Below are 20,668 nucleotides of genomic sequence, written 5' to 3'. Positions count from 1 at the left end.
CCACCGGAGGACCCCGCGTCTGCCTCCGGGCCGGTGGCGCCGAACGATCCGGTCTCCGCTGCCGACCCGTTCCCGCCGGACGATCCTGCGTCGCCCCCCGCTCTGTTCCCTCCGGACGTTCCCGCGTCGGCCCCCGGTCCGCTTCCGCCGGGCGATCCCGTGTCCACCTCCGGGGCGTTCCCGCCGGGCGACCCCGTGTCCACCGGAGCCGCCGATCGCCCGGCCGACCCGCTCGACGGTTCGTCCGGTGAGGTGGACCCGACCCCCACCCCGGCAGCGACCACCACCTCCGTCGACCCGGTGACCCCGGTGGCGGCGGGCTCCACGTCCGTCGGGCCCGACCTCGCCGGATGGGAGCGACAGGGGGAGGTCGAGGAGGTCGACGACGACACCTCCGGGCACGGTCGGTTCGTGGGGGCGCAGCGCGTCGGGTTCGACCCGGATCCCTGGTCGGCGACGCTCGATCCCGGGCCGGTCGAGCCGCCGGACGAGCCGGCCGCCCAGCCCGTCACCCTCGCCGACTCGGCCCTGGTGGCCCGCCTCGACACCGAGGTCCAGGTGGTCGACGGGCGTCCCCGGTACCACCTGGACGACTGCGCGCACCTGTTCGGTCGGGAGTACGAGCCACTGTCGGTCTCCGAGGCGGTGGGGCTGGGCTTCACCCCGTGCGGGCGGTGCTGCCCGGACACCGCGCTGCTCGCCCAGGCCGGTCCCTACTGACCGCGATGTCGACCCGTCCCCGCCGGCCGCCGGACCCTCGACGACCAGAGACGGCCCGTGGCGCCGACGAGGCGTTCCCGATCCCGGTACGGGTGAAGCCCGGCGCGTCGCGGACCCGGGTCGGTGGCCGGTACGACGGCCCGCACGGTCCCGCGCTGGTGGTGGCGGTGCACGCACCCCCGGTGGACGGGCGGGCCACCGAGGCGGCCCGTCGGGCGTTGGCCGAGGCGCTGGGTCTGCGACCGGCGGTGGTGTCGCTGCGGGCCGGTGCCGCCAGTCGGGACAAGCTGTTCCTGGTGGAGCGCCCACCGGTGGGGCTGTCCGATGTGGTCACCCGGCTGCGCGACGGTGTCGACGGCTGAGTGGGTGACCGAGTCGCCGGTTCGGCGAGTACGGGGTCGACCGGGAAGGTTAGCTGCTAGCGTACCTTTTGCCCCGATGAGGGGCTGTTCGCGGCGAGATCATAGTGCGCTGGTGCGGCACGTTGTCGTACCAGGCGTACGTTCCGTATTCTTGCCACTCTCGGGAGTGCACGGCCGACAGTGCCGGGCGCCCCCTTTTCGTACCGGGGGACGCCATGGCGGCGGCCCTCGCAGGCACCGCCGACCGCCGCGGATTTCGTGGCCGAGGGAGCTGACGATGGCGAAGCCAGCCGACACCAGGACCGCCGGGCGCAAGCCGGCGGCCAAGGCCACCCGCAGCACGGCGGAGACCGAGAAGATCCGGGCAGCCCTGGCGGCACGTCGGGACGAACTGACCGCCGAGTACGATCAGACGCTGAGCGAGATCACCGAGTTGCAGCGCGACCGGCTCACCGACTCGGCCGGCGACGACCAGGCCGACACCGGGACGAAGACGTTCGAGCGGGAGCAGGAGATTTCCCTCGCCAACAGCATCAAGGAACGGATCACGCAGGTCGAGCGGGCGCTGGAGCGACTCGACGAGGGCCACTACGGCTGGTGCGAGCGGTGCGGCAACCCGATTCCGGTGGAGCGGCTCGCCGCCTTCCCGTCGGCGACCCTCTGCGTGGCCTGCAAACAGCTGGCGGAGCGGCGGTGAGTCCCGCTCCCCGGTGACCGCACCGCCGAGAGCGTCGATGGGGAGCAGATGAGTTCAGCACCGCCCGCCGAATCCGGCAGGGCCGAGCCCGGGGGCGGCCGGGGCCGTCCCCGGGCGACCGGGGTCCTCTTCGGGCTCGGCCTGTCCCTGCTGGTCGCCGACCAGTTGACCAAGGAGGCGGCGCTGGCCGCCCTGGAGGGCGAAGAGCCGGTACGACTGCTCGGCGGCGCGCTCTACCTCACCCTGGTACGCAACAGTGGGGCAGCGTGGAGCATCGGCTCCGACTACACCTGGGTCTTCCCGCTGATCACCCTCGGGGTGGTGGGTTGGATCACCTGGATGGCGTTCAAGCTGCGGTCGATGCCCTGGGCGATCTCACTCGGTCTGATCCTCGGCGGCGCCCTGGGCAACCTCGGGGACCGGATCTTCCGGGCCCCGGGTCACTTCCTCGGGCACGTGGTCGACATGGTCAGTCTCTTCGACCCGTGGGGTCGGGTCTTCCCGGTGTTCAACCTGGCCGACAGCGCCCTGGTCTGCGGGGTGATCCTGGCGGTGCTGTTGGAGCTGACCGGGCGGCAACGCGACGGCACCCGGATCACCAGCGACCGGGACCGCGCCTCCAAGGGCACCGGTGACGGCGGCGACCCGGCCGCCACCCACGACAGCACCACCCACGACAGCGCCACCGACGGCGGCGACCCGGCGCAGCAGCGGGGGCAGGCATGACGACTTCCGCCCACCGTGACCAGCGGTCCCTGCCCGTCCCGGACGGCCTGGACGGCATGCGCCTGGACCAGGCCGTGTCCCGGCTGCTCGGGCTCTCCCGGACCGCCGCCGCAGCGTTGGTCGACGCCGGGGACGCACTCGTCGACGGGGTCACCCGCCCGAACTCGTACAAGGTGAAGGCCGGTTCCTGGCTGGAGGTCACCCTGCCCGCCCCGGCCACCGCCCCGACGGTGGTGCCGCAGGCGGTGCCGGGTCTGCGGGTGGTGTACGCCGACGACGACATCGTGGTGGTCGACAAGCCGGTGGGGGTGGCCGCCCACCCCAGCCCCGGCTGGACCGGCCCGACGGTGATCGGCGGACTCGCCGCGATCGGGCACACCATCGCCACCAGCGGGGCCGCCGAGCGGCAGGGGGTGGTGCACCGCCTCGACGTCGGCACCACCGGGATCATGGTGGTGGCCAAAAGCGAGACGGCGTACAGCGCGCTGAAGCGGGCCTTCAAGTACCGCGAGGTGGACAAGAGGTACCACGCCGTGGTCCAGGGGCACCTGGACCCGCTCCGGGGCACCGTCGACGCCCCGATCGACAGGCACCCCACCCACGACTACCGGTGGGCGGTGGTCTCCGGCGGCAAGCCCAGCGTCACCCACTACGACACGTTGGAGGCGTTCCCGGCGGCCAGTCTGGTCGACGTCCGACTGGAGACCGGCCGTACCCACCAGATCCGGGTGCACTTCTCCACCCTGCGCCACCCCTGCGTGGGCGACGTCACGTACGGGGCCGACCCGACCCTCTCCGCCCGGCTGCGGCTGCACCGGCAGTGGCTGCACGCGCGGGCACTGAGCTTCGTGCACCCGCGTACGGGCGAGGAGGTCACCTTCGTCAGCGAGTACCCGGACGACCTGGCCGCCGCCCTTGCCCTCCTCCGGGACTGACCCGACCGGCCCGTCCCGGCGACGCCGGCCCCCGGCGCTCGGCGTCGCGGCCCTGGTCTGCGTCGGGGCGGTGCTGGTCGCCGCGGCGGTGACCGGGAACCGGGAGCCGGTGGGGGACCGGACCGTCGGGGAGGTGACCCGGGTCGGCGTACACCACGGTGGGGCGATCCCCGACTACCTGGAGACGGCGGCCGGGGAACTCGCCGCGCCACCGGCCACCCCGGTCCCCGACGCGGCCGGGGCCGGGGAGTGGGCCCTGGTCTCCCTCACCGACTACCTGCCGCCGCAGCGGCTGGCCGAGGTGGTGGGGGATGTCCCGGTGTCGGTGGTCCTCGCCCGGGTGCCGCTCACCGGTCGACAGACCGAGATCGTCCGGATGTCGGCGCTGCGTCTGCCGGACGACGCTGTCGCCGCGATGGCCGAGGTCGCCGAGGGCAAGGACCGGGAGGCGGCCGACCAGCGTGCCCGGTCGGCCGCGCTGACCGGCACCGACGAGGAGCAGGCGCGGCTGCGCCGGGTGTACGACAGCGGGGCCGAGGTGGCCGCCGCCGAGGCGCAGGCCTACCGGTCGGGGTGCGCCTGCCTCTACGCGGTGGTGGTCCGGGCCGCGCGACCGGCGCTGCGGGAGTTGGCGGCCCGTCCGCAGGTCCGGGCGGTCGATCCGGCTCCCGAGGTACGGCGGCTGGACCGGACCGTCTTCACACCCCCGCTGCCGGAGCAGCACGACCTCGCCCGGCCCCCCGCCGACGATCTGCTCGACCCGGTCAGGTCACCCGAACCGTCGTGACTGGTCACACAGTGGACAAGCCGTCCCGTACCGTGGGCGGTTGACCGGTGGTGAAACCGACGGTGACCGGTGGGTCACCGTCGTTCCGGCGGGTGTCCATCGGCCGGTGAACCGCGTGGACCTCGACTAATGTCGGTCGGACGGTGGCCGGACGGTATCCCGGCGGTGATCTCCACGACGAGGAATGTGCGCGTTCCGGTGTGGCCCGAATAGGGTTTGCTTCGTAGCCTGTCAGGCGGGATCCGATTGCGCTGGGAGGGCGAGCCGTGGACGGCAGCGAGACCGGCTGGAGTCGGCAGGCCGAACCAGCACCCCGGTGGCGGGCGCTGCTCGACCGGGCCCGACTCGGGGGTCGGCACGCCGATCCGGCGGAGCACGACCACCGGGTCGACGATCCGCTGCCACCTCCGGAGCCGCTGCCCCGTCGGACCTCGGGTAACGGCCGTGCGGGTCGGGCGGGTGCCGCCACCCGGCCCGCCGACGGCGGGTACGGCGGTGACCTCGGTGGTCGTCCCGACCCCGGCTACCACCCGGACCCCGGCTACCACCCCGACCCCGGCTACCGTCCCGACTCCGGTCGTCTCCCGGAGCCCGGCTACCGTTCCGAGCCCGGCTACCGCTCCGAGCCCGGTCCCGCCCGGGAGTCCGGATACCGTCCCGACCCCGGTCGTCTCCCGGAGCCCGGGTACCGCGGCGAACCGGCCCGCCGGTCGGACCCCGGCTATCCGGCGGAACCCGCCCGTCGACCCGCCCCGCCCCCGTACCCCGACCGGACCCAGCAGGATCGGACGTACCGTTCGGACCAGGGTCGCCCGGACCAGGGTCGCCCGGAGCCGGTGGAGTCCCGGTACTCCGTGCTCGACAACGGCTACCGGCACGAGCCGCCGACGCCTGCGGCCCCGGAGTCCCGGTACGCGTTGCTGGACAACGGCTACCGGCAGCGGGCGTTCCCGCCTCCGGCACCGCCCTCACCCCCGGCACCGGCCCCGGAGATCGCGCCCGCGCCGCCTCCGGCCGTCCCGCCCCCGGCGGTTCCTCCGGCGGCTGTGCCTCCGCCCCGGTCGGACGGGCGGAGTTTCGCCGGCCCCCGCCTGGAGTGGCGTCAGCAGAGCGGCGAGAACGACGTGGACCGGGCCGTCGCCGTGCTCCGGCGTGAGCTGGGCACGCCCCGGGTGCTGGCGTTCGCCAACCCGAAGGGCGGGGTGCACAAGACGACAGCCACCGTCCTGGCCGCCGCCACGGTGGGCAGCGTACGCGGGCGGGGTGTGCTGGCCTGGGACGACAACGAACTGCGCGGCACCCTCGGGTTGCGCGCCGGCAGTGCCCGGCACGCGCGGACCATCAGGCACCTCATCACCGACCTGGCCCAGATCGAGATCCTTGAGGGCGGTGCCCTGCTGGAGCAGCTGGACGACTACCTCCGGCACGCCTCCGACGGCTCGTACGACGTCCTGGCGGGGGAGGAGAGCCCGCGATTCGCCCAACGGCTGGACAAGTACACCGTCCGTCGGGTGCTGGAGCTGCTGCGCCGGACCCACGACGTGGTCTGCGTGGACACCGGGAACAACGTGGAGAGCCCGAACTGGCGGACTGTCATGCAGGCGGCCGACCAACTGGTGGTGACCACCGTCCCCCGGGAGGACGCCGCGTTCAGCGCCGACTGGATGCTCGACCTGCTGCACGAGGTGGGCATGGGGGAGTTGGCGGACAACGCGGTGACCCTGATCTCCTGTCCCACCCCGGGGCGCTCCCAGTTGCAGACCGACCTGGAGAAGCACTTCGCCACCCGGACCCGGGCGGTGGCGGTGGTGCCGTACGACCCGGCGTTGGAGACCGGCTCGTCGATCGAGTACCACCAGCTCCAACCGGAGACCCGGCAGGCCTGGCTGCGGGCCACCTCGGTGATGCTCGAACCGTTCGCCCGCTGACCCCGCGCCACCTGAGAGGATCATCGGGTGAGCCCGGCTGCCTTCGACCCCGATCGTTCCCCCACCGACCACCCCCCGGCCGACGGCCGGACGCCGGTGACCGGACCGGGTGATCCGCCCGTCGCGGTGCCCTTCCCGACGGTCGGCGGACGTCCCGACCCCTACCCGGGTGAACCGCCCGTCGCGGCTGCCCCTCCGACGGTCGGTGGACCCCGCAACCCCTACCTGGACCTGGTACGGGTGCGCCTCGACGAGCCGCGCCTGCCCCTTCCCCGGATGCTGCGGCTGGTCGCGGCGGTGGTGCTGGGGCTGACGGCGTCGGGGGTGCCGCTGGGGCTGCTCTGGGTGCTGCTGGCGCCGGCCACGCCGGTGGTCAGAACCGCGCAGGGGGCGATCTACGCCTCCGCCCAGCCGGAACAGCCGGTCGCCGCGGACGGCTGGTTCAGTCTCCTCGCGCTCGGCCTCGGGATCCTCGCCGCCGGAGTGCTCTGGGTCCTGGTGCGGCCCCTGCGCGGCCCGGTCGGACTGCTGTCCCTGATCGTCGGCGGGCTGGGCAGCACCCTGGTGGCCTGGCAGCTCGGCCGCCGGATCGGCTGGTCGGAATACGAACGGCTGCTGGCCGACGCGCAGGTCGGGCAGACCTTCGAACGCCCGGTCGACCTGCGGGCCGGCGGCGTCGACCTGGTGTTCGGGGTCCTGCCGGTGCCCTACGGCAACATCCTCCTGGTGGCCTTCGGGGCGGCGGTGGCGTACACCCTGCTGGCCGGCTGGTCACGTTGGCCCTCGCTGCACCCCGAACCGGACCCGTACGAGCCGGGACCACCCGCGTTCGGTGACGAACCGGGTCCCTCCGTGTACGGCGGCCGACCGGGACCGGCAGTGCTCAGTTCGGAGTCGACGGGGAACCCAGCTCCCGCAGGGGCACCGGAACCGCCCGGACCTGACGCAGCAGCGCCGCCTCGCGGCTGAGCAGCCGCAGCTCGGCGCGGAGCCGGGCGGCGGTGTCGTCGATGGCGAGCAGCTCCTGCCGGTCGGCCACCGTCAACGCCGCCGTGGCCGCCACCAGGTGGGACAACACCGTCGGATCCTCCGGGAGCTGTTCGGAGAGCTCCTGGTCGTCGGCGCGGACCAGGGTCAGGTACTGCCGGAAGACCGAGATCACCCGGGTGGCGAGCAGGGCCGTCGACTCGTCGGGGTCGGTCGGCTCCGGCAGCCACTGCACCTCGGCGGTCAGGTACGGCGCGGACTCCGCGTCGACGTCGCCCACCCGGAACCGCCGACGTCCGACGGTGACCAGGTCGAACCCGCCGTCGGGCAACTCGGTGACCTGTCGCACCTCGGCGGTGCAGCCCACCTCGTGCAGGGTGACGTCGCCGGCACCGGGCACCGGCCTGCCGTCCGGCCCGGTCGGGGCGACCTCCCAGCCGGCCTGGATGGCCACCACGCCGAACTCACGCGGGGTGCCCTCGGGCAGCTCGACCAGGTGCCGGACCAGGGCACGGTAGCGTTCCTCGAAGATGTGCAGCGGCAGGACCAACCCGGGGAAGAGGACCGTCCCGAGCGGGAACACCGGCAGCCGCGCACTCACGTGTCGAGCCTAGCCCGCCCGACCGGTCCCGGCGTGGCCCGCCTCACGCATCCCGGGAAGCGGGCGGCGCGAGTGGCACGCCCCGCCGCGGCCTAGACTCGCAAGGGTGCTGACTCGGATCGACCTGCGCGGCGGTGTGCGTGACCCCCGCCGCCTGCTACCCCGTGCCCAGCTCGACGTCTCCCAGGCCGTCGAGCGGATCCGCCCCCTCGTCGAGGGGGTCCGGGACCATGGGTATCCGGCGGTCCGGGAGGCCAGCGAACGGTTCGACGGGATCTCCCCGCAGTGCCTGCGGGTCCCCGCCGAGGCGATCACCGCCGCCGAGGCGACCCTCGACCCGGACGTCCGGGCCGCCCTGCTGGAGTCCATCGCCCGGACCCGCAGGGTCCACGCCGACCAGCGCCGCACCGACCACACCACCCAGGTGGTCCCCGGCGGCACCGTCACCGAGCGGTGGCTGCCCGTCGACCGGGTCGGGCTGTACGTCCCCGGCGGGCTGGCGATGTACCCGTCGACGGTCGTGATGAACGTGGTGCCGGCCCAGGCGGCGGGGGTCCGGTCGCTGGTCGTGGCCAGCCCGCCCCAGCAGGAGAACGGCGGGCTGCCCGACGCCCGGGTGCTGGCCGCGTGCGCCCTGCTCGGCGTCGACGAGGTCTACGCCGTCGGCGGTGCCCACGCGGTGGCGATGCTGGCGTACGGCTGTGCCGTCGACGCCGACGCCACCGCGTACTGCGACCCGGTCGACCTGATCACCGGCCCGGGCAACATCTGGGTGACCGCTGCGAAGCGGCTGCTGCGCGGGGTGGTCGGCATCGACGCCGAGGCCGGGCCGACCGAGATCGCCATCCTCGCCGACGACACGGCCGACCCGGTGCACGTCGCAGCCGACCTGATCAGCCAGGCCGAGCACGACCCGCTCGCCGCCAGCGTCCTGGTCACCCCGTCCACGGCGCTCGCCGACGCGGTGGACCGGGAACTGGCCCGGCTGGTGCCGGCGACCAAGCACGCCGACCGGGTCGGCACCGCCCTGCGGGGGGAGCAGAGCGGGACGGTCCTCGTCGACGACCTGGAGGCCGGGCTGCGGGTGGTCGACGCGTACGCCGCCGAACACCTGGAGATCCAGACCGAGAACGCCCGGGAGTGGGCGCTGCGGGTACGCAACGCCGGGGCGATCTTCGTCGGTGCGTACGCGCCGGTCTCGCTCGGCGACTACTGCGCCGGCTCCAACCACGTCCTGCCCACCGGCGGCTGTGCCCGACACTCCTCGGGGCTGTCGGTGCAGTCCTTCCTGCGCGGCGTCCACCTGGTCGAGTACACCGAGGAGGCGCTCCGGGACGTGGCCCCGTACGTGCTCACCCTGGCGGGCGTCGAGGACCTCCCGGCCCACGGCCAGGCGGTGGCCGCCCGGTTCCCGGGAGGACTGTCGTGACCACCCTCGACGACCTGCCGATCCGCGACGACCTGCGGGGGCTGTCGCCGTACGGGGCACCCCAGCTGGACGTCTCGGTCCGGCTGAACACCAACGAGAACTCGTACCCCGTACCGGAGCCGGTGGTCGAGGCGATCGGCAAGGCGCTCGCCGCCGAGCTGCGTGACCTCAACAGGTACCCGGACCGGGACGCGGTGGCGCTCCGCGCCGACCTGGCCGACTACCTGGGACACGGGCTCACCGCCGACCAGGTGTGGGCGGCCAACGGCTCCAACGAGATCCAGCAGCAGCTGTTGCAGGTCTTCGCCGGTCCGGGGCGGACCGCCCTCGGGTTCGTCCCGGCGTACTCGATGCACCCGCTGCTGTCCCTGGGCACCGGGACCCGGTGGGTGCCGGCCCGACGCGGCGTCGACTTCGGGTTGACAGTGGACGAGGCGGTCGGCCAGCTCCGTGAGCACGCCCCGGACCTGGTCTTCCTCTGCTCGCCGAACAACCCCACCGGGACCGCCCTGGACCCTGCCGTGGTCCTCGCGGTGCTCGACGAGGCCCCGGGGATGGTGGTGGTCGACGAGGCGTACGCCGAGTTCGCCCGCGCCGGCACCGTCAGTGCCCTCGCTGTCCTCCCCGACCACCCCCGCCTGGTGGTGACCCGGACGATGAGCAAGGCGTTCGGGTTCGCCGGTGGACGCCTCGGCTACCTCGCCGCCGACCCGGCGGTGGTGGCTGCGGTCCAGCTGGTCCGGCTGCCGTACCACCTCTCCGCGCTCACCCAGGCTGCCGCCCGCGCGGCGCTGGCCCACCGGGACGTCCTGCTCGGCACCGTCGACGCGATCAAGGTCCAGCGGGACCGGATCGTCACCGAGCTGCGGGCCCTGGGGCACCGGGTGGCCGACAGCGACGCCAACTTCGTGCTCTTCTCGGTCGACGGCGACCAGCAGACGGCCTGGCAGACCCTGCTCGACGCCGGTGTCCTGGTCCGCGACGTGGGGCTGACCGGGTGGCTGCGGGTCACCGCCGGCACCCCCGCCGAGACCGACGCCTTCCTCACCGCCGTGCGCAGGCTGTGACGCACATGCCAGTCGAGAACCCCCAGTCACTATCGAAAGGCCAGCGATGAGCCGCACCGCGCGGGTGGAACGGAACACCACGGAGACCAAGGTGCTCGTCGAGATCGACCTCGACGGCACGGGTCGGGCCGAGATCGGCACCGGCGTGGGTTTCTACGACCACATGCTCAACCAGATCGCCCGGCACGGTGGCTTCGACCTGACCGTCCGCACCGACGGCGACCTGGAGATCGACGCCCACCACACGATCGAGGACACCGCGCTGGCCCTGGGTGCCGCCTTCGACCAGGCGCTGGGGGACAAGGCCGGCATCCGCCGGTACGGCTCGGCCACCGTCCCGATGGACGAGGTGCTGGTCCGGGCGGCGGTCGACCTCTCCGGTCGGCCGTACGTGGTGCACGACGAGCCGGCTCTCGCCCCGTACATCGGGTCGGTCTACCCGACCAGCATGACCCGCCACATCTGGGAGTCCTTCGGTCAGGCGGCCCGTCTGACCCTGCACGTGGACGTCCTCCGCGCCGCCCGCCCCGGTGGCAACCCGGACGCCCACCACGTGGTGGAGGCGCAGTTCAAGGCCGTCTCCCGCGCCCTGCGGGAGGCCACCGCCCTGGACCCCCGGTCCGCCGGGGCCATCCCCAGCACCAAGGGAACCCTGTAGCCCATGGACAAGGTGCTGCCGATGCTGTTGTTGGCGTTGGGTGGGGTGCTCGTGGGCGGGGCCTGGTCCCTGCACCGGCAGGGCGCTCCCCGCAGCGGTGTCGTCATCGCCGGGGTGCTCGCCGTCCTGGCCACCGCCGGCGGGGTCCTCTACCTCCTCCCGGGAGACGCGGCATGACCGAGCGGATCGTGGTGGTCGGTCCTCGTGACGGTGCCGGGCGTAGCGAGGTGACGGCATGAGCGAGCGCAGCGAGGGAATCGTGGTGGTTGGTCCTCGTGACGGTGCCGGGCGTAGCGAGGTGACGGCATGAGCGAGCGCAGCGAGGGAATCGTGGTGGTTGGTCCTCGTGACGGTGCCGAGCGCAGCGAGGTGACGGCATGAGTCGGGTGGTGGTGCTGGACTACGGGTCGGGCAACCTCCGCTCGGCCGAGCGGGCGTTGCAGCGGGCCGGGGCGCAGGTGACGGTGACCGACGACCTGTCGGCGGCGGCCGACGCCGACGGACTGGTCGTCCCCGGCGTCGGGGCGTACGCGGCCTGCATGGCCGGGATCCACGAGTTGGGTGCCGGGCCGGTGATCGCCGAGCGGGTCGCCGCCGGACGTCCGGTGCTCGGCATCTGCGTGGGCATGCAGGTGCTCTTCGAGCACGGTGACGAGCACGGGGTGGTGACCAAGGGGCTCGGGCTGCTCCCGGGGGCCGTCACGGCGCTGCCCGCCCGACGGCTGCCGCACATGGGCTGGAACTCCGTGGATCCGGCTCCGGGTTCGACGCTGTTCGCCGGCGTCGCGCCGGACGACCGGTTCTACTTCGTGCACTCGTACGGCGTGGTGGACCCCGGTCCGCTGCACGACTCGGGTGCCGCGGTGACCACCGCCGACCACGGGGTGCCCTTCGTGGCCGCGGTCGAGCGGGGTGCCCTGTCGGCGGCGCAGTTCCACCCGGAGAAGTCCGGGGACACCGGGGCGGCGTTGCTGCGAAACTGGCTGGGCACGCTGTGACCGGTGGATTCGTCGACGTCGTGGGCGTGATCGGCGGGTGAGCAAGGAACGGGCCCGGCTGCGGGCCGTCCGGGAGGCGCAACGGGACCGGGAACGGGCCGTACGCCGTCGACAGGTGGCCCGCCGGGAACGGCGACGGGCGCTGGTGCGGCGGCTCACTCCCCGGTGGCGGCGGCGTCGGACCGGTCGACTGCTGCGGCACACCCGACGTGAGCGGCTCACCATCGGCGCGTCGACCGGGCTCGCGGTGCTCGCGATCTGGGTGTTCGTCGGCCCGTTGGGGCTGCGCCTGGCGCTGATCGCGCTGCTGTTGCTCGTACTCCCGGCGATCGTGGTGATCGCTCTGGACCGTCGTACCTGAGAATCGTCGTACCCGAGAATCAAGGAGAAGAAGACCCGTGAGCCTCACCCTGTTGCCCGCCGTGGACGTCGCCGACGGCCAGGCCGTCCGGCTCGTGCAGGGCGCCGCCGGCAGCGAGACCACCTACGGCGACCCGCTGGAGGCCGCGCTGGCCTGGCAGCGTGACGGGGCGGAGTGGATCCACCTGGTCGACCTGGACGCCGCCTTCGGGCGGGGTTCCAACGCGGAGCTGCTGGCCGACGTGGTGGGCCGCCTCGACGTGGCGGTGGAGTTGTCCGGGGGGATCCGGGACGACGCCTCCCTGCGGGCGGCCCTGGCCACCGGTGCGGCCCGGGTCAACATCGGCACCGCCGCCCTGGAGGACCCCGAGTGGTGTGACCGGATCTGCGGCGAGTACGGCGACCGGGTGGCGATCGGACTGGACGTGCGGGGGCGTACCCTCTCGGCCCGGGGCTGGACCCGCGACGGCGGTGACCTGTACGAGGTGCTGGAGCGCCTGGACAAGGCCGGGGCCTCCCGGTACGTGGTCACCGACATCACCAAGGACGGCACGATGCGGGGGCCGAACCTGGACCTGCTGCGCGAGGTCTGCTCCCGGACCGACGCTCCGGTGATCGCCTCCGGTGGCGTCTCCACCCTCGACGACCTGCGGGCGCTCGCCACCCTGGAGCCGGTCGGGGTGGAGGGGGTCATCGCCGGCAAGGCCCTCTACGCAGGAGCCTTCACCGTCGCCGAAGCCCTGACCGTCCTGGCCCAGCCCTAACCCCCTGCCCTCCCCCCGCTCCCGCACCGTCCCTGTCGCCGTGTTGATCAAGGGGTTTGCGTCACTTCCGGCCGGATCCATGACACAAATCCCTTGATCAACGCAACGGGGCGGGGCGGTGGTCAGGGCCGCCCAGACCCGGGCCGGTGGGTGCGGGTAGTGGCGGGTGAAGTGCAGCACCGGCCCGGCGGGGCCGCTGGTGTCCAGTGTCACCTCGGTGCTCGTCATCTCTGCTCCGATCCGTCGGTGGTGTCGAGGTGGTGTCCGAGGTCGTCGAGGCGTCGGGTCCAGAACCGTCGGTACGGTTCGAGCCAGGTCTCCACCTCGCGGAGCCCTTCCGGCCGGAGTCGGTAACGCCGACTCTGCCGTTCCACGGTCTCGGTGACCAGCCCGGCCTCCCGTAGCACCCGTAGGTGTTTGGAGACGTTGGGCTGGGAGAGGCCGAGGGTGGCGGTCAGCTCCTTGACGACCAGCCCGTCCTCGGTACGCAGGGCGTCCAGGATCAGCCGTCGACTGGGCTCGGCGAGCACTGCGAAGAGGTCCGGCATCCCCTGAGTATGCCTGTGCAGTTATATGACCATCAAGTCATTCAAACTTGTGTTGTGCGCAATTCAATTGCGAGCTACCGTCGAGGCGTGACCGATCATCTGGTGTTGCGTCAGCAGGTCTGCTTCGCCCTCTACGCGGCGCAGCGGGCCCTGACCGACGTCTACCGGCCGATCCTCGACGAGTTCGGGCTGACCTACCCGCAGTACCTGGTCCTCCTGGTGCTGTGGGAGCACGCCGACGGTGTCGAGGCGGACGGCCCGACGGTCTCCGAACTCGGCGCGGCGCTGCGCCTGGACTCCGGCACCCTCTCCCCGCTGCTCAAGCGGCTGGAGGCGGCGGGGCTGGTGGTCCGGCGGCGCAGCGTCCGGGACGAACGGCGGGTCACCGTCCGACTCAGCGACACCGGCCGGGGGCTGCGCGAACAGATGTGCGCCGTGCCCCTGCGGGTGGCCCTCGCCACCGGCCTCACCGAGGCCGAGCTGGTCGGGCTGCGCGACACCCTCAACCGGGTCACGAACACCATCCACCAAGCGAAGGAGCAGTGACGATGCAGGTCCTCTACACCGCCTCCGCACAGGCCACCGGTGACGGCCGGGACGGCCGGGTCCGCACCTCCGACGGCACCGTCGACCTCGACCTCGCCGTACCCAAGGAGATGGGGGGCGCCGGTGACGCCGCCAACCCCGAGCAGCTCTTCGCCGCCGGTTACGCCGCGTGCTTCCACTCGGCGCTGCGCCTGGTCGCCCGGCGGTCCCGGGTCGACGTCACCGGCTCGGTGGTCGAGGCCGAGGTGGGGATCGGCCCCAACGGCAGCGGCGGGTTCGGGCTGGCCGTCACCCTCCTGGTCGACCTGCCGGCCGTCGAGCGGGCCGCCGCCGAGCAACTCGTCGAGCAGGCCCATCAGGTCTGCCCGTACTCCAACGCCACCCGGGGCAACGTGGACACCACCCTGACCGTCCGCGCCGCCGCCTGAGCCGGCCGACCGTCCGACGACCCGAGAGGTAGGCCGCATGACGAGCGTCAACCGTGAGATCCATCTCGCCTCCCGACCCACCGGGTGGCCCACCGCCGAGAACTTCCGGCTGGTGGAGACCCCGGTACCCACCCCGGGGCCGGGGCAGATCCTGGTCCGCAACCGGTACGTCTCCGTCGACCCGTACATGCGGGGGCGGATGAACGACACGAAGTCCTACGTACCTCCCTTCGCCCTCGACGCCCCCCTCGACGGCGGCGCGGTCGGGGAGGTGGTGGCCACCGAGGCCGAGGGGTTCGCCGTCGGGGACCACGTCCTGCACGGCCTGGGGTGGCGGGAGTACGCCCTGCTCGACGCGAAGGCCGCGCGTCCGGTCGATCCGGACCTGGCTCCGCTGGCCGGTTACCTGTCGGTGCTGGGGATGACCGGGCTGACCGCGTACGCCGGGCTGTTGGAGGTGGCCGGGATGAAGCCCGGGGAGACGGTCTTCGTCTCCGCCGCCGCCGGTGCGGTGGGCAGCCTGGTGGGGCAGATCGCCCGGCTCCGGGGGGCCGGACGGGTGATCGGCAGCGCCGGGTCCCCGGCGAAGGTCGACCGGTTGCGGGACCTCGGCTTCGACGCCGCCTTCGACTACCACGACGCCCCGGTGGCCGAGGCGCTGTCCGAGGCCGCCCCGAACGGCATCGACGTGTACTTCGACAACGTCGGTGGCGACCACCTGGAGGCGGCCATCGGGGCGATGCGCCCCCACGGGCGGGTGGCCGTCTGCGGGATGATCGCCCAGTACAACGCCGTCGATCCGCCGGCCGCCCCGCGCAACCTGGCCCAGGTCATCGGCAAGCGGCTCACCCTGCGGGGGTTCCTGGTCTCCGACCACGGACACCTGCGGGACCGGTTTGTCGAGGAGGTGGCCGGCTGGTTGCGGGAGGGCCGGATCTCCCAGGACGAGACGGTCGTCGAGGGCCTGGAGCGGGCACCGGAGGCGTTCCTCGGTCTGTTGCGTGGGGAGAACCTGGGCAAGATGCTGGTCCGGGTGTGAGCCGCCGCCCCCGCTCGCCGTCGGGTGGGCGGGGGCGTCCCACGCCGCCGCCGGTGAGTGTCACGGTGCCGGACCCCGCGTCCGGGGCGGACGGCGGGCCGGAGGCGGTCGGGTACGCAGGAGATAGGCTCGGGGCATGACGGTGGCGGTACGGGTGATCCCCTGTCTCGACGTGGACGCGGGGCGGGTGGTCAAGGGGGTCAACTTCCTCGACCTGCGCGACGCCGGTGACCCGGTGGAGTTGGCTGCGGCGTACGACAGGGCGGGCGCCGACGAGTTGACCTTCCTGGACGTCACCGCCTCCTCCAGTGACCGGGGGACCATGCTCGACGTGGTCCGGCGTACCGCCGAGTCGGTCTTCATCCCGCTCACCGTCGGCGGCGGGGTACGCCAGGTCGCCGACGTCGACACGCTGCTGCGGGCGGGGGCGGACAAGGTCGGGGTGAACACCGCGGCGATCGCCCGCCCGGAGTTGATCGCCGAGATCGCCGACCGGTTCGGCCGTCAGGTGCTGGTGCTCTCGCTCGACGTCCGGCGGGCCCCGGCGGGTACCACCGAGAGCGGGTTCGAGGTCACCACGCACGGCGGCCGTCGCGGCACCGGGATCGACGCGGTGCAGTGGGCGCGGCGCGGCGCGGAGCTGGGGGCGGGGGAGCTCCTGCTCAACTCCATGGACGCCGACGGCACCAAGGCCGGGTTCGACCTGACGTTGATCGGGGCGGTCCGGGAGGTGGTGGAGGTGCCGGTGGTGGCCAGCGGCGGTGCCGGTGAGGTGGCGCACTTCCCGCCCGCGGTGGGGGCCGGTGCGGACGCCGTCCTGGCGGCGAGCGTCTTCCACTTCGGCGAACTGACCGTCTCGCAGGTCAAGGACGCCCTGCGGGGGGCGGGCCACCCGGTCCGCTGACCCGACCGGTACGCCGCTGCGCGACCTGCCGTCGGTCGGTCAGTTCCGTCGGGTGTGCCCCTCGGGGGAGCGTCGGGGTGCCGGGATGGACCTGACGTAGTACTCCTGCACGGCAGCCGCGTGTTCCTCCTCGTGGAGGCTCCACTCGGCCGCGCCGGGGGCACGTCGTCGGCTCAGCACCCCCTGCATCGTGTCGACAGTGGTGCCCAGCCCGGAGCTGGGCCTGGTCCGCCAGAGCTGCTCGCCGTCGGTGGTGATCCGGAACCAGCCGTCGGTGACGCTGACCAGACCGGCCCCGACGAGTCGTCGGACCGCGTCCTCCACCTCGTGCCGTTCGGGGATGGCCTGGTTGAGGTGGTCCGCAGTGGACAGCACGTCGGTCAGGCGTACCCCCTCAGGGCGCCGGGTGGAGGCGGCCCGCCGGTGCCGTCCGGCACCGCTGGCGATCACCAGTGAGACGAAGATCCACGCGTCGCTCCACCGCCATCCGTTCTCCCCCATGCCCCAGATGATGCCCGTCCTCGGCGGCCGAGGAAACACCGTCTTTCGGCCAGTCTGGTCCGGGCAGGTCAGCGGGGGTGGAGGTGGAGGAATGCGGTTACTGACGGTCAGCCAATGTCGGCTCCGGGCGACGGGGCGGCTCGGGGGCGGCCGGCAGGGCCACCGTGAACATCGGGATGAAGACCTGGGCCAGGGGACCGATCGCGAGGGCGTACGCGACGGTGCCGAGGCCGACGGTCCCGCCGAGCAGCCACCCCACGGCCAGGGCGGTGCCCTCGATCACGGTGCGGACCAGCCGCAGCGACCGCCCGGGGTGCCGGGCCACGTATCCGGTCATCAGGCCGTCGCGGGGCCCCGGTCCGAACCGGGCGCCGATGTAGAGCCCGGTGGCCACCCCGTTGCCGACGATGCCCGCCACCAGGAGGGCGATCCGGCCCGGCAGGTTCCCCGGGGTCGGCAGCACGGTCAGGACGAGGTCGACGACCACCCCGATCACCAGGACGTTGCTGACAGTGCCGAGGCCGGGGCGCAGCCGCAGCGGGATCCAGAGCAGCAGGACGGCGATCCCGGTGACGATGGTGGCGACGCCGATGGAGACCCCGGTGAGCCGGGACAGCCCCTGGTGGAAGACGTCCCACGGGTTCAGGCCGAGATCCGAGCGGAGCATCATGGCCATGCTCGTCCCGTACAGGGCCAGCCCCAGGTAGAGCTGGGTGAAACGCCGCACCGGGCGGTACCGGAGATTGCCACTTGCTGACATGCATGCCACTCTAGGGTCCAATTCGTGGGAAGAAAGAGCCAATACCGGAGGGGTGGCGGGTGACGAGTCAGGTCCGAGGAAGCCAATTGGCTCGCCTGCTGGGTCAGTGGCACGCCCTGCCCGGCCGTCGGCGCAGCCCCGACTACGCCGCCCTGGCCGCCGCCGTCCGGGGGCTGCTCGCCGACGGTCGGCTGCCCCTCGGGGTACGCCTGCCCGCCGAACGGGAACTCGCCGAGGCGCTGCAGATCAGCCGTACCACCGTCAGCGCCGCCTACCGGCAGTTGCGCGAGACCGGGCACCTGGCCAGCCGACGCGGCGCGGGTAGCTGGACGATGCTGCCCGGCACCCACCGGGTGGCCACCTCCGGGCTCTGGGCCCCGCTCGACGACCGGGACATGATCGACCTCGGGATCGCCGCCCTGGCCGCCCCGCCGGAGCTGGTACCGGCGGCCCGGGCCGCCGCCGAGGACCTGCCCCGGTACCTCGGGGGTGCGGGCTACCACCCGACCGGCATCATCGAGCTGCGGGAGGCGGTGGCCCAGGGGTACACCGACCGGGGACTGCCCACCCAGGCCGAGCAGATCATGGTCACCAGCGGCACCCAGCACGCCCTGGACCTGGTGCTGCGGCTGATGCTCCCGCCGGGTGGCGGGGCGTTGGTCGAGTCGCCGACCTACCCGAACGGGCTGGCGGCGTTGGCGGCCCGGCGGGCCCGGATCGCCACCCACGGACTGGCCGCCGACGAGGTCGGCTGGGACGGCGAACTCCTGCTGGGCAGCCTCCGGCAGAGCCGACCGAAACTGGCCTACCTGATCCCCGAGTTCCACAACCCGACAGGTCACCTGATGGCGGCCGACCTCCGGGAGAAGCTCGTCGCCACCGCCCACACCGCCGGCACCGACCTGATCATCGACGAGTCGTTCGTGGACCTCCCCCTGGACCGTACGGTGCTGCCGCCGCCCACCGCCGCCTTCGACAGGCACGCCCGGGTGATCACCATCGGTGGGATGAGCAAGCCGTACTGGGGCGGGCTGCGCATCGGGTGGATCCGGGCCTCCGCTCCGCTGGTGCAGCGGCTGGCCGCCGTCCGGGTCGGGATGGACATGTCCAGTCCGGTGCTGGACCAGCTCGTCGCGGTCCACCTGCTGGCTGTCGGCCCGACCATCGTGGCCGCCCGTCGACGCCAGCTCACCGCGCAGCGCGACGTCCTCATCGAGGCGTTGGCCGAGCAGCTGCCCGAGTGGCGGGTGACGGTGCCGCGCGGCGGGGTCACCCTCTGGGCCGAACTGGACGGCCCGGTCTCCAGCGCCCTGGCCCGGGCGGCCGAGGACGTGGGCGTACGCCTGGCCCCCGGCCCCCGGTTCGGGCTGGACGGGACGTTGGAGCGTTTCCTGCGGCTGCCGTTCACCCTGCCCCCCGCCGAGCTGGTGGAGGCGGTCGGCCGGATCGCCGCGGTCCGCTACGACCTGGACCGGGCCACCGCCTCCCGGTGGCGTGACCCGGTGGTCATCGCCTGACGGGGGCCGGTCCACCCGATCCGCTCCGGGCCACCCGCCTCGGCTGACAGACTGCCCGGGTGGGCACAGCGGCCGGGTTCGTGCCGGTCAGGTGGAGCGCGCCGGGCTCGCGGGTCACCCGACTGGAGCTCTTCTACGACCTGGTCTTCGTCTTCGCCTTCCTCAACGTCACCTCGCTGACCGGCTACCACCCCAGCGCCGCCAACGTGTACCGGTGCCTGCTGGTCCTCGGGCTGCTGTGGTGGTGCTGGACCGGGTTCGCCGGGCTCGGCAACATCGTCCGGGCCGACCGGGGGATCCTGCCGGTGGTCGGGTTCGTCACCATCGCCGCGACCTTCCTGCTGGCGTTGAGCGTCCCGGGGGCGTTCCAGGACCGACCGGGCGGACTCAACGGTCCGCTGGTCTTCGCCACCTGCTACTTCCTGGTCCGGGTCTGTCAGCTGTCGGTGTTCGGGTGGGTGGCCCGGGGCGACCCGGCCCGGCTGCGGCGCTGGGCGGTGCTCGCCGGGCTGCCGGTGGTGGCGGCGGCCCTGCTCGTGGCCGCCGCCCTGGTGCCACCCCGGATCGCCCACGGTACGGCCGCCACCACCCTGCAACTGGCCCTCTGGACCGGGGCGCTCCTGCTGGAGTACGGCGCAGGGGTGCGGATCGGGCGGTCGTACTGGGAGGTGGTCTCCGCCGGACACTGGGCGGAACGCCACGCCCTGATGGTGCTGATCGCGCTCGGCGAGTCGATCATCGCCTTGGGGCTCGGGCAACGGTTCCTCGCCGGCATGCTGCCGCTGACCTGGCCGGTGGTGACGGCGGCGGTGACCGGCATCCTGGTCGCCGCGTCGCTCTGGTGGGCGTACTTCGACACCCTGGCCCTCGTCCTGGAACAGGCGCTGCACCGGGCGCGCGACCCGCAGGTGCGGATCGGGCTGGCCCGCGACGTCTACACCTTCGGGCACCTGCCGATCGTCGCCGGGATCATCCTGTTCGCCCTGGGCAGCAAGGACCTTCTGGTGGAGGCGGCCGACCCGTCCGGGCCTCCGTGGGGGGAGCCGCTCGGCGGGTTCTGGATCGCCGTCCTGTACGGCGGGGTCGGCCTGTACCTGCTCGCCCTGGTCGGGTGCAGCCTGCGGGCGGTACGGGTGCTGCGGTGGCGTTCGGTGGTGGCGGTGATCCTGCTGGTCCTGCTCGCCCCGCTGGCCGGGCAGGTGGCGGCCCTGCACGCCCTGGTGCTGCTGGCGTTGGTCTGTGTGGGGCTCGTCATCGCGGGGACCACCGGGGAGGGGACCCGTCGGCACCGGATCCGGCAGGTGGCGTTGGAGGAGCAGCAGGCGGCCGAGGTCGAGGCGAGCCGTTGGCGACGCGAGCACCTGTGACCGGCGACGGTCCTGCACCACCCATCGGTGGGTCGGCCG

Annotated in this window: 24 protein-coding genes; 20 read left to right on the top strand and 4 right to left on the bottom strand. The window is 73.2% G+C overall.

From position 1 onward, the window contains the following. Positions 1 to 725 precede the first annotated feature (725 nt). The 7 genes from WHN02_RS24370 to WHN02_RS24340 all read left to right on the top strand — a co-directional run bounded on the left by WHN02_RS24370 (position 726) and on the right by WHN02_RS24340 (position 7,124). Positions 726 to 1,082: a DUF167 domain-containing protein gene (locus tag WHN02_RS24370; protein WP_434741000.1), complete on the top strand. Its 357-nt coding sequence runs from the start codon at positions 726 to 728 to the stop codon at positions 1,080 to 1,082. A 277-nt stretch (positions 1,083 to 1,359) separates the two neighbouring features. Further along, positions 1,360 to 1,779, top strand: coding sequence for a TraR/DksA family transcriptional regulator (locus WHN02_RS24365; protein WP_350899653.1), 420 nt, complete (start codon positions 1,360 to 1,362; stop codon positions 1,777 to 1,779). A 48-nt stretch (positions 1,780 to 1,827) separates the two neighbouring features. Then, entirely contained in the window at positions 1,828 to 2,505 is a 678-nt protein-coding gene (gene lspA / locus WHN02_RS24360) for a signal peptidase II (RefSeq protein ID WP_434740999.1), read from the top strand. After that, complete coding sequence (locus tag WHN02_RS24355) at positions 2,502 to 3,440, top strand: RluA family pseudouridine synthase (protein WP_350899651.1); 939 nt, start codon at positions 2,502 to 2,504, stop codon at positions 3,438 to 3,440. The genes lspA and WHN02_RS24355 overlap by 4 nt, the downstream gene beginning before the upstream one ends. Continuing rightward, positions 3,421 to 4,227: a hypothetical protein gene (locus WHN02_RS24350; protein ID WP_434740998.1), complete on the top strand. Its 807-nt coding sequence runs from the start codon at positions 3,421 to 3,423 to the stop codon at positions 4,225 to 4,227. Before WHN02_RS24355 ends, WHN02_RS24350 begins: the two co-directional genes overlap by 20 nt. A 266-nt stretch (positions 4,228 to 4,493) precedes the next feature. After that, positions 4,494 to 6,155 carry an AAA family ATPase gene (locus WHN02_RS24345; protein WP_434740997.1) on the top strand — a complete coding sequence of 554 codons (1,662 nt, stop codon included), beginning with the start codon at positions 4,494 to 4,496 and terminating at the stop codon, positions 6,153 to 6,155. Positions 6,156 to 6,182: 27 nt separating this feature from the next. Next, on the top strand, positions 6,183 to 7,124 hold the full coding sequence (locus WHN02_RS24340; RefSeq protein WP_434740996.1) for a DUF2567 domain-containing protein: 942 nt from the start codon (positions 6,183 to 6,185) through the stop codon (positions 7,122 to 7,124). Here WHN02_RS24340 and WHN02_RS24335 read toward each other — a convergent pair. Beyond that, complete coding sequence (locus tag WHN02_RS24335; protein ID WP_434740995.1) at positions 7,039 to 7,743, bottom strand: LON peptidase substrate-binding domain-containing protein; 705 nt, start codon at positions 7,741 to 7,743, stop codon at positions 7,039 to 7,041. The two genes, WHN02_RS24340 and WHN02_RS24335, sit on opposite strands and share 86 nt — an antisense overlap. 106 nt (positions 7,744 to 7,849) lie before the next feature. Here WHN02_RS24335 and hisD point away from each other — a divergent pair, with 106 nt between their 5' ends. The 7 genes from hisD (at position 7,850) to priA (ending at position 13,019) form a co-directional block, all read left to right on the top strand. Then, entirely contained in the window at positions 7,850 to 9,172 is a 1,323-nt protein-coding gene (gene hisD, locus WHN02_RS24330) for a histidinol dehydrogenase (RefSeq protein WP_434740994.1), read from the top strand. Continuing rightward, on the top strand, positions 9,169 to 10,239 hold the full coding sequence (locus WHN02_RS24325; RefSeq protein ID WP_434740993.1) for a histidinol-phosphate transaminase: 1,071 nt from the start codon (positions 9,169 to 9,171) through the stop codon (positions 10,237 to 10,239). Before hisD ends, WHN02_RS24325 begins: the two co-directional genes overlap by 4 nt. 46 nt (positions 10,240 to 10,285) lie before the next feature. Then, the gene (gene hisB, locus WHN02_RS24320) at positions 10,286 to 10,897 is read left to right on the top strand and encodes an imidazoleglycerol-phosphate dehydratase HisB (protein ID WP_350898164.1); all 612 of its coding nucleotides are present in this window, start codon (positions 10,286 to 10,288) and stop codon (positions 10,895 to 10,897) included. Positions 10,898 to 10,900: 3 nt separating this feature from the next. Then, entirely contained in the window at positions 10,901 to 11,074 is a 174-nt protein-coding gene (locus WHN02_RS24315) for a hypothetical protein (RefSeq protein WP_434740992.1), read from the top strand. Between the two features lie 200 nt (positions 11,075 to 11,274). After that, entirely contained in the window at positions 11,275 to 11,895 is a 621-nt protein-coding gene (gene hisH, locus WHN02_RS24310) for an imidazole glycerol phosphate synthase subunit HisH (RefSeq protein WP_434740991.1), read from the top strand. Positions 11,896 to 11,932: 37 nt separating this feature from the next. Next, positions 11,933 to 12,256, top strand: coding sequence for a hypothetical protein (locus WHN02_RS24305; RefSeq protein ID WP_434740990.1), 324 nt, complete (start codon positions 11,933 to 11,935; stop codon positions 12,254 to 12,256). Between the two features lie 37 nt (positions 12,257 to 12,293). Next, on the top strand, positions 12,294 to 13,019 hold the full coding sequence (gene priA, locus WHN02_RS24300; protein ID WP_434740989.1) for a bifunctional 1-(5-phosphoribosyl)-5-((5-phosphoribosylamino)methylideneamino)imidazole-4-carboxamide isomerase/phosphoribosylanthranilate isomerase PriA: 726 nt from the start codon (positions 12,294 to 12,296) through the stop codon (positions 13,017 to 13,019). Between the two features lie 224 nt (positions 13,020 to 13,243). Here the strand turns inward: priA and WHN02_RS24295 are convergent, their stop codons facing one another. Next, the gene (locus tag WHN02_RS24295) at positions 13,244 to 13,567 is read right to left on the bottom strand and encodes an ArsR/SmtB family transcription factor (protein ID WP_434740988.1); all 324 of its coding nucleotides are present in this window, start codon (positions 13,565 to 13,567) and stop codon (positions 13,244 to 13,246) included. Positions 13,568 to 13,654: 87 nt separating this feature from the next. Between WHN02_RS24295 and WHN02_RS24290 the strand changes: the two genes are divergently transcribed. The 4 genes from WHN02_RS24290 to hisF all read left to right on the top strand — a co-directional run bounded on the left by WHN02_RS24290 (position 13,655) and on the right by hisF (position 16,484). Continuing rightward, positions 13,655 to 14,113 (top strand): MarR family winged helix-turn-helix transcriptional regulator, encoded by a 459-nt coding sequence (locus WHN02_RS24290; RefSeq protein WP_434740987.1) that lies wholly within the window; start codon positions 13,655 to 13,657, stop codon positions 14,111 to 14,113. A 2-nt stretch (positions 14,114 to 14,115) separates the two neighbouring features. After that, a complete protein-coding gene (locus WHN02_RS24285; protein WP_434744052.1) occupies positions 14,116 to 14,541 on the top strand; it encodes an organic hydroperoxide resistance protein in 426 nt (141 codons plus the stop codon). A 37-nt stretch (positions 14,542 to 14,578) separates the two neighbouring features. Beyond that, a complete protein-coding gene (locus WHN02_RS24280; RefSeq protein ID WP_434740986.1) occupies positions 14,579 to 15,580 on the top strand; it encodes an NADP-dependent oxidoreductase in 1,002 nt (333 codons plus the stop codon). A gap of 136 nt (positions 15,581 to 15,716) precedes the next feature. Continuing rightward, complete coding sequence (gene hisF, locus WHN02_RS24275; protein WP_434740985.1) at positions 15,717 to 16,484, top strand: imidazole glycerol phosphate synthase subunit HisF; 768 nt, start codon at positions 15,717 to 15,719, stop codon at positions 16,482 to 16,484. A 39-nt stretch (positions 16,485 to 16,523) separates the two neighbouring features. Here hisF and WHN02_RS24270 read toward each other — a convergent pair whose 3' ends face one another. Both WHN02_RS24270 and WHN02_RS24265 read right to left on the bottom strand, forming a co-directional pair. After that, complete coding sequence (locus WHN02_RS24270) at positions 16,524 to 16,985, bottom strand: hypothetical protein (protein ID WP_434740984.1); 462 nt, start codon at positions 16,983 to 16,985, stop codon at positions 16,524 to 16,526. Positions 16,986 to 17,082: 97 nt separating this feature from the next. Next, positions 17,083 to 17,745 (bottom strand): YczE/YyaS/YitT family protein, encoded by a 663-nt coding sequence (locus tag WHN02_RS24265; protein ID WP_434740983.1) that lies wholly within the window; start codon positions 17,743 to 17,745, stop codon positions 17,083 to 17,085. A 59-nt stretch (positions 17,746 to 17,804) separates the two neighbouring features. On the opposite strand from WHN02_RS24265, the gene WHN02_RS24260 reads away from it, so the two are divergent. Next, positions 17,805 to 19,262 (top strand): PLP-dependent aminotransferase family protein, encoded by a 1,458-nt coding sequence (locus tag WHN02_RS24260; RefSeq protein WP_434740982.1) that lies wholly within the window; start codon positions 17,805 to 17,807, stop codon positions 19,260 to 19,262. A gap of 59 nt (positions 19,263 to 19,321) precedes the next feature. Continuing rightward, positions 19,322 to 20,629 carry a low temperature requirement protein A gene (locus tag WHN02_RS24255; RefSeq protein WP_434740981.1) on the top strand — a complete coding sequence of 436 codons (1,308 nt, stop codon included), beginning with the start codon at positions 19,322 to 19,324 and terminating at the stop codon, positions 20,627 to 20,629. Positions 20,630 to 20,668: the final 39 nt, after the last annotated feature.

The sequence above is a fragment of the Micromonospora sp. SH-82 genome (assembly GCF_051132485.1).
In the GTDB taxonomy this organism is placed as follows: Bacteria; Actinomycetota; Actinomycetes; order Mycobacteriales; family Micromonosporaceae; genus Micromonospora.
The sequence above is the reverse complement of the archived record's forward strand: the minus strand, read 5'-3'. Positions and strand labels throughout refer to the sequence as shown.

Bases quoted from the DNA above. Each gene is read 5' to 3' on its own strand.
- lspA (WP_434740999.1), top strand. From the start codon at position 1,828: ATGAGTTCAGCACCGCCCGCCGAATCCGGCAGGGCCGAGCCCGGGGGC.
- WHN02_RS24365 (WP_350899653.1), top strand. From the start codon at position 1,360: ATGGCGAAGCCAGCCGACACCAGGACCGCCGGGCGCAAGCCGGCGGCC.
- WHN02_RS24265 (WP_434740983.1), bottom strand. From the start codon at position 17,745: ATGTCAGCAAGTGGCAATCTCCGGTACCGCCCGGTGCGGCGTTTCACC.
- WHN02_RS24370 (WP_434741000.1), top strand. From the start codon at position 726: ATGTCGACCCGTCCCCGCCGGCCGCCGGACCCTCGACGACCAGAGACG.
- hisH (WP_434740991.1), top strand. From the start codon at position 11,275: ATGAGTCGGGTGGTGGTGCTGGACTACGGGTCGGGCAACCTCCGCTCG.
- WHN02_RS24315 (WP_434740992.1), top strand. From the start codon at position 10,901: ATGGACAAGGTGCTGCCGATGCTGTTGTTGGCGTTGGGTGGGGTGCTC.
- hisF (WP_434740985.1), top strand. From the start codon at position 15,717: ATGACGGTGGCGGTACGGGTGATCCCCTGTCTCGACGTGGACGCGGGG.
- WHN02_RS24270 (WP_434740984.1), bottom strand. From the start codon at position 16,985: ATGGGGGAGAACGGATGGCGGTGGAGCGACGCGTGGATCTTCGTCTCA.
- WHN02_RS24280 (WP_434740986.1), top strand. From the start codon at position 14,579: ATGACGAGCGTCAACCGTGAGATCCATCTCGCCTCCCGACCCACCGGG.
- hisB (WP_350898164.1), top strand. From the start codon at position 10,286: ATGAGCCGCACCGCGCGGGTGGAACGGAACACCACGGAGACCAAGGTG.
- WHN02_RS24285 (WP_434744052.1), top strand. From the start codon at position 14,116: ATGCAGGTCCTCTACACCGCCTCCGCACAGGCCACCGGTGACGGCCGG.
- WHN02_RS24295 (WP_434740988.1), bottom strand. From the start codon at position 13,567: ATGCCGGACCTCTTCGCAGTGCTCGCCGAGCCCAGTCGACGGCTGATC.
- WHN02_RS24355 (WP_350899651.1), top strand. From the start codon at position 2,502: ATGACGACTTCCGCCCACCGTGACCAGCGGTCCCTGCCCGTCCCGGAC.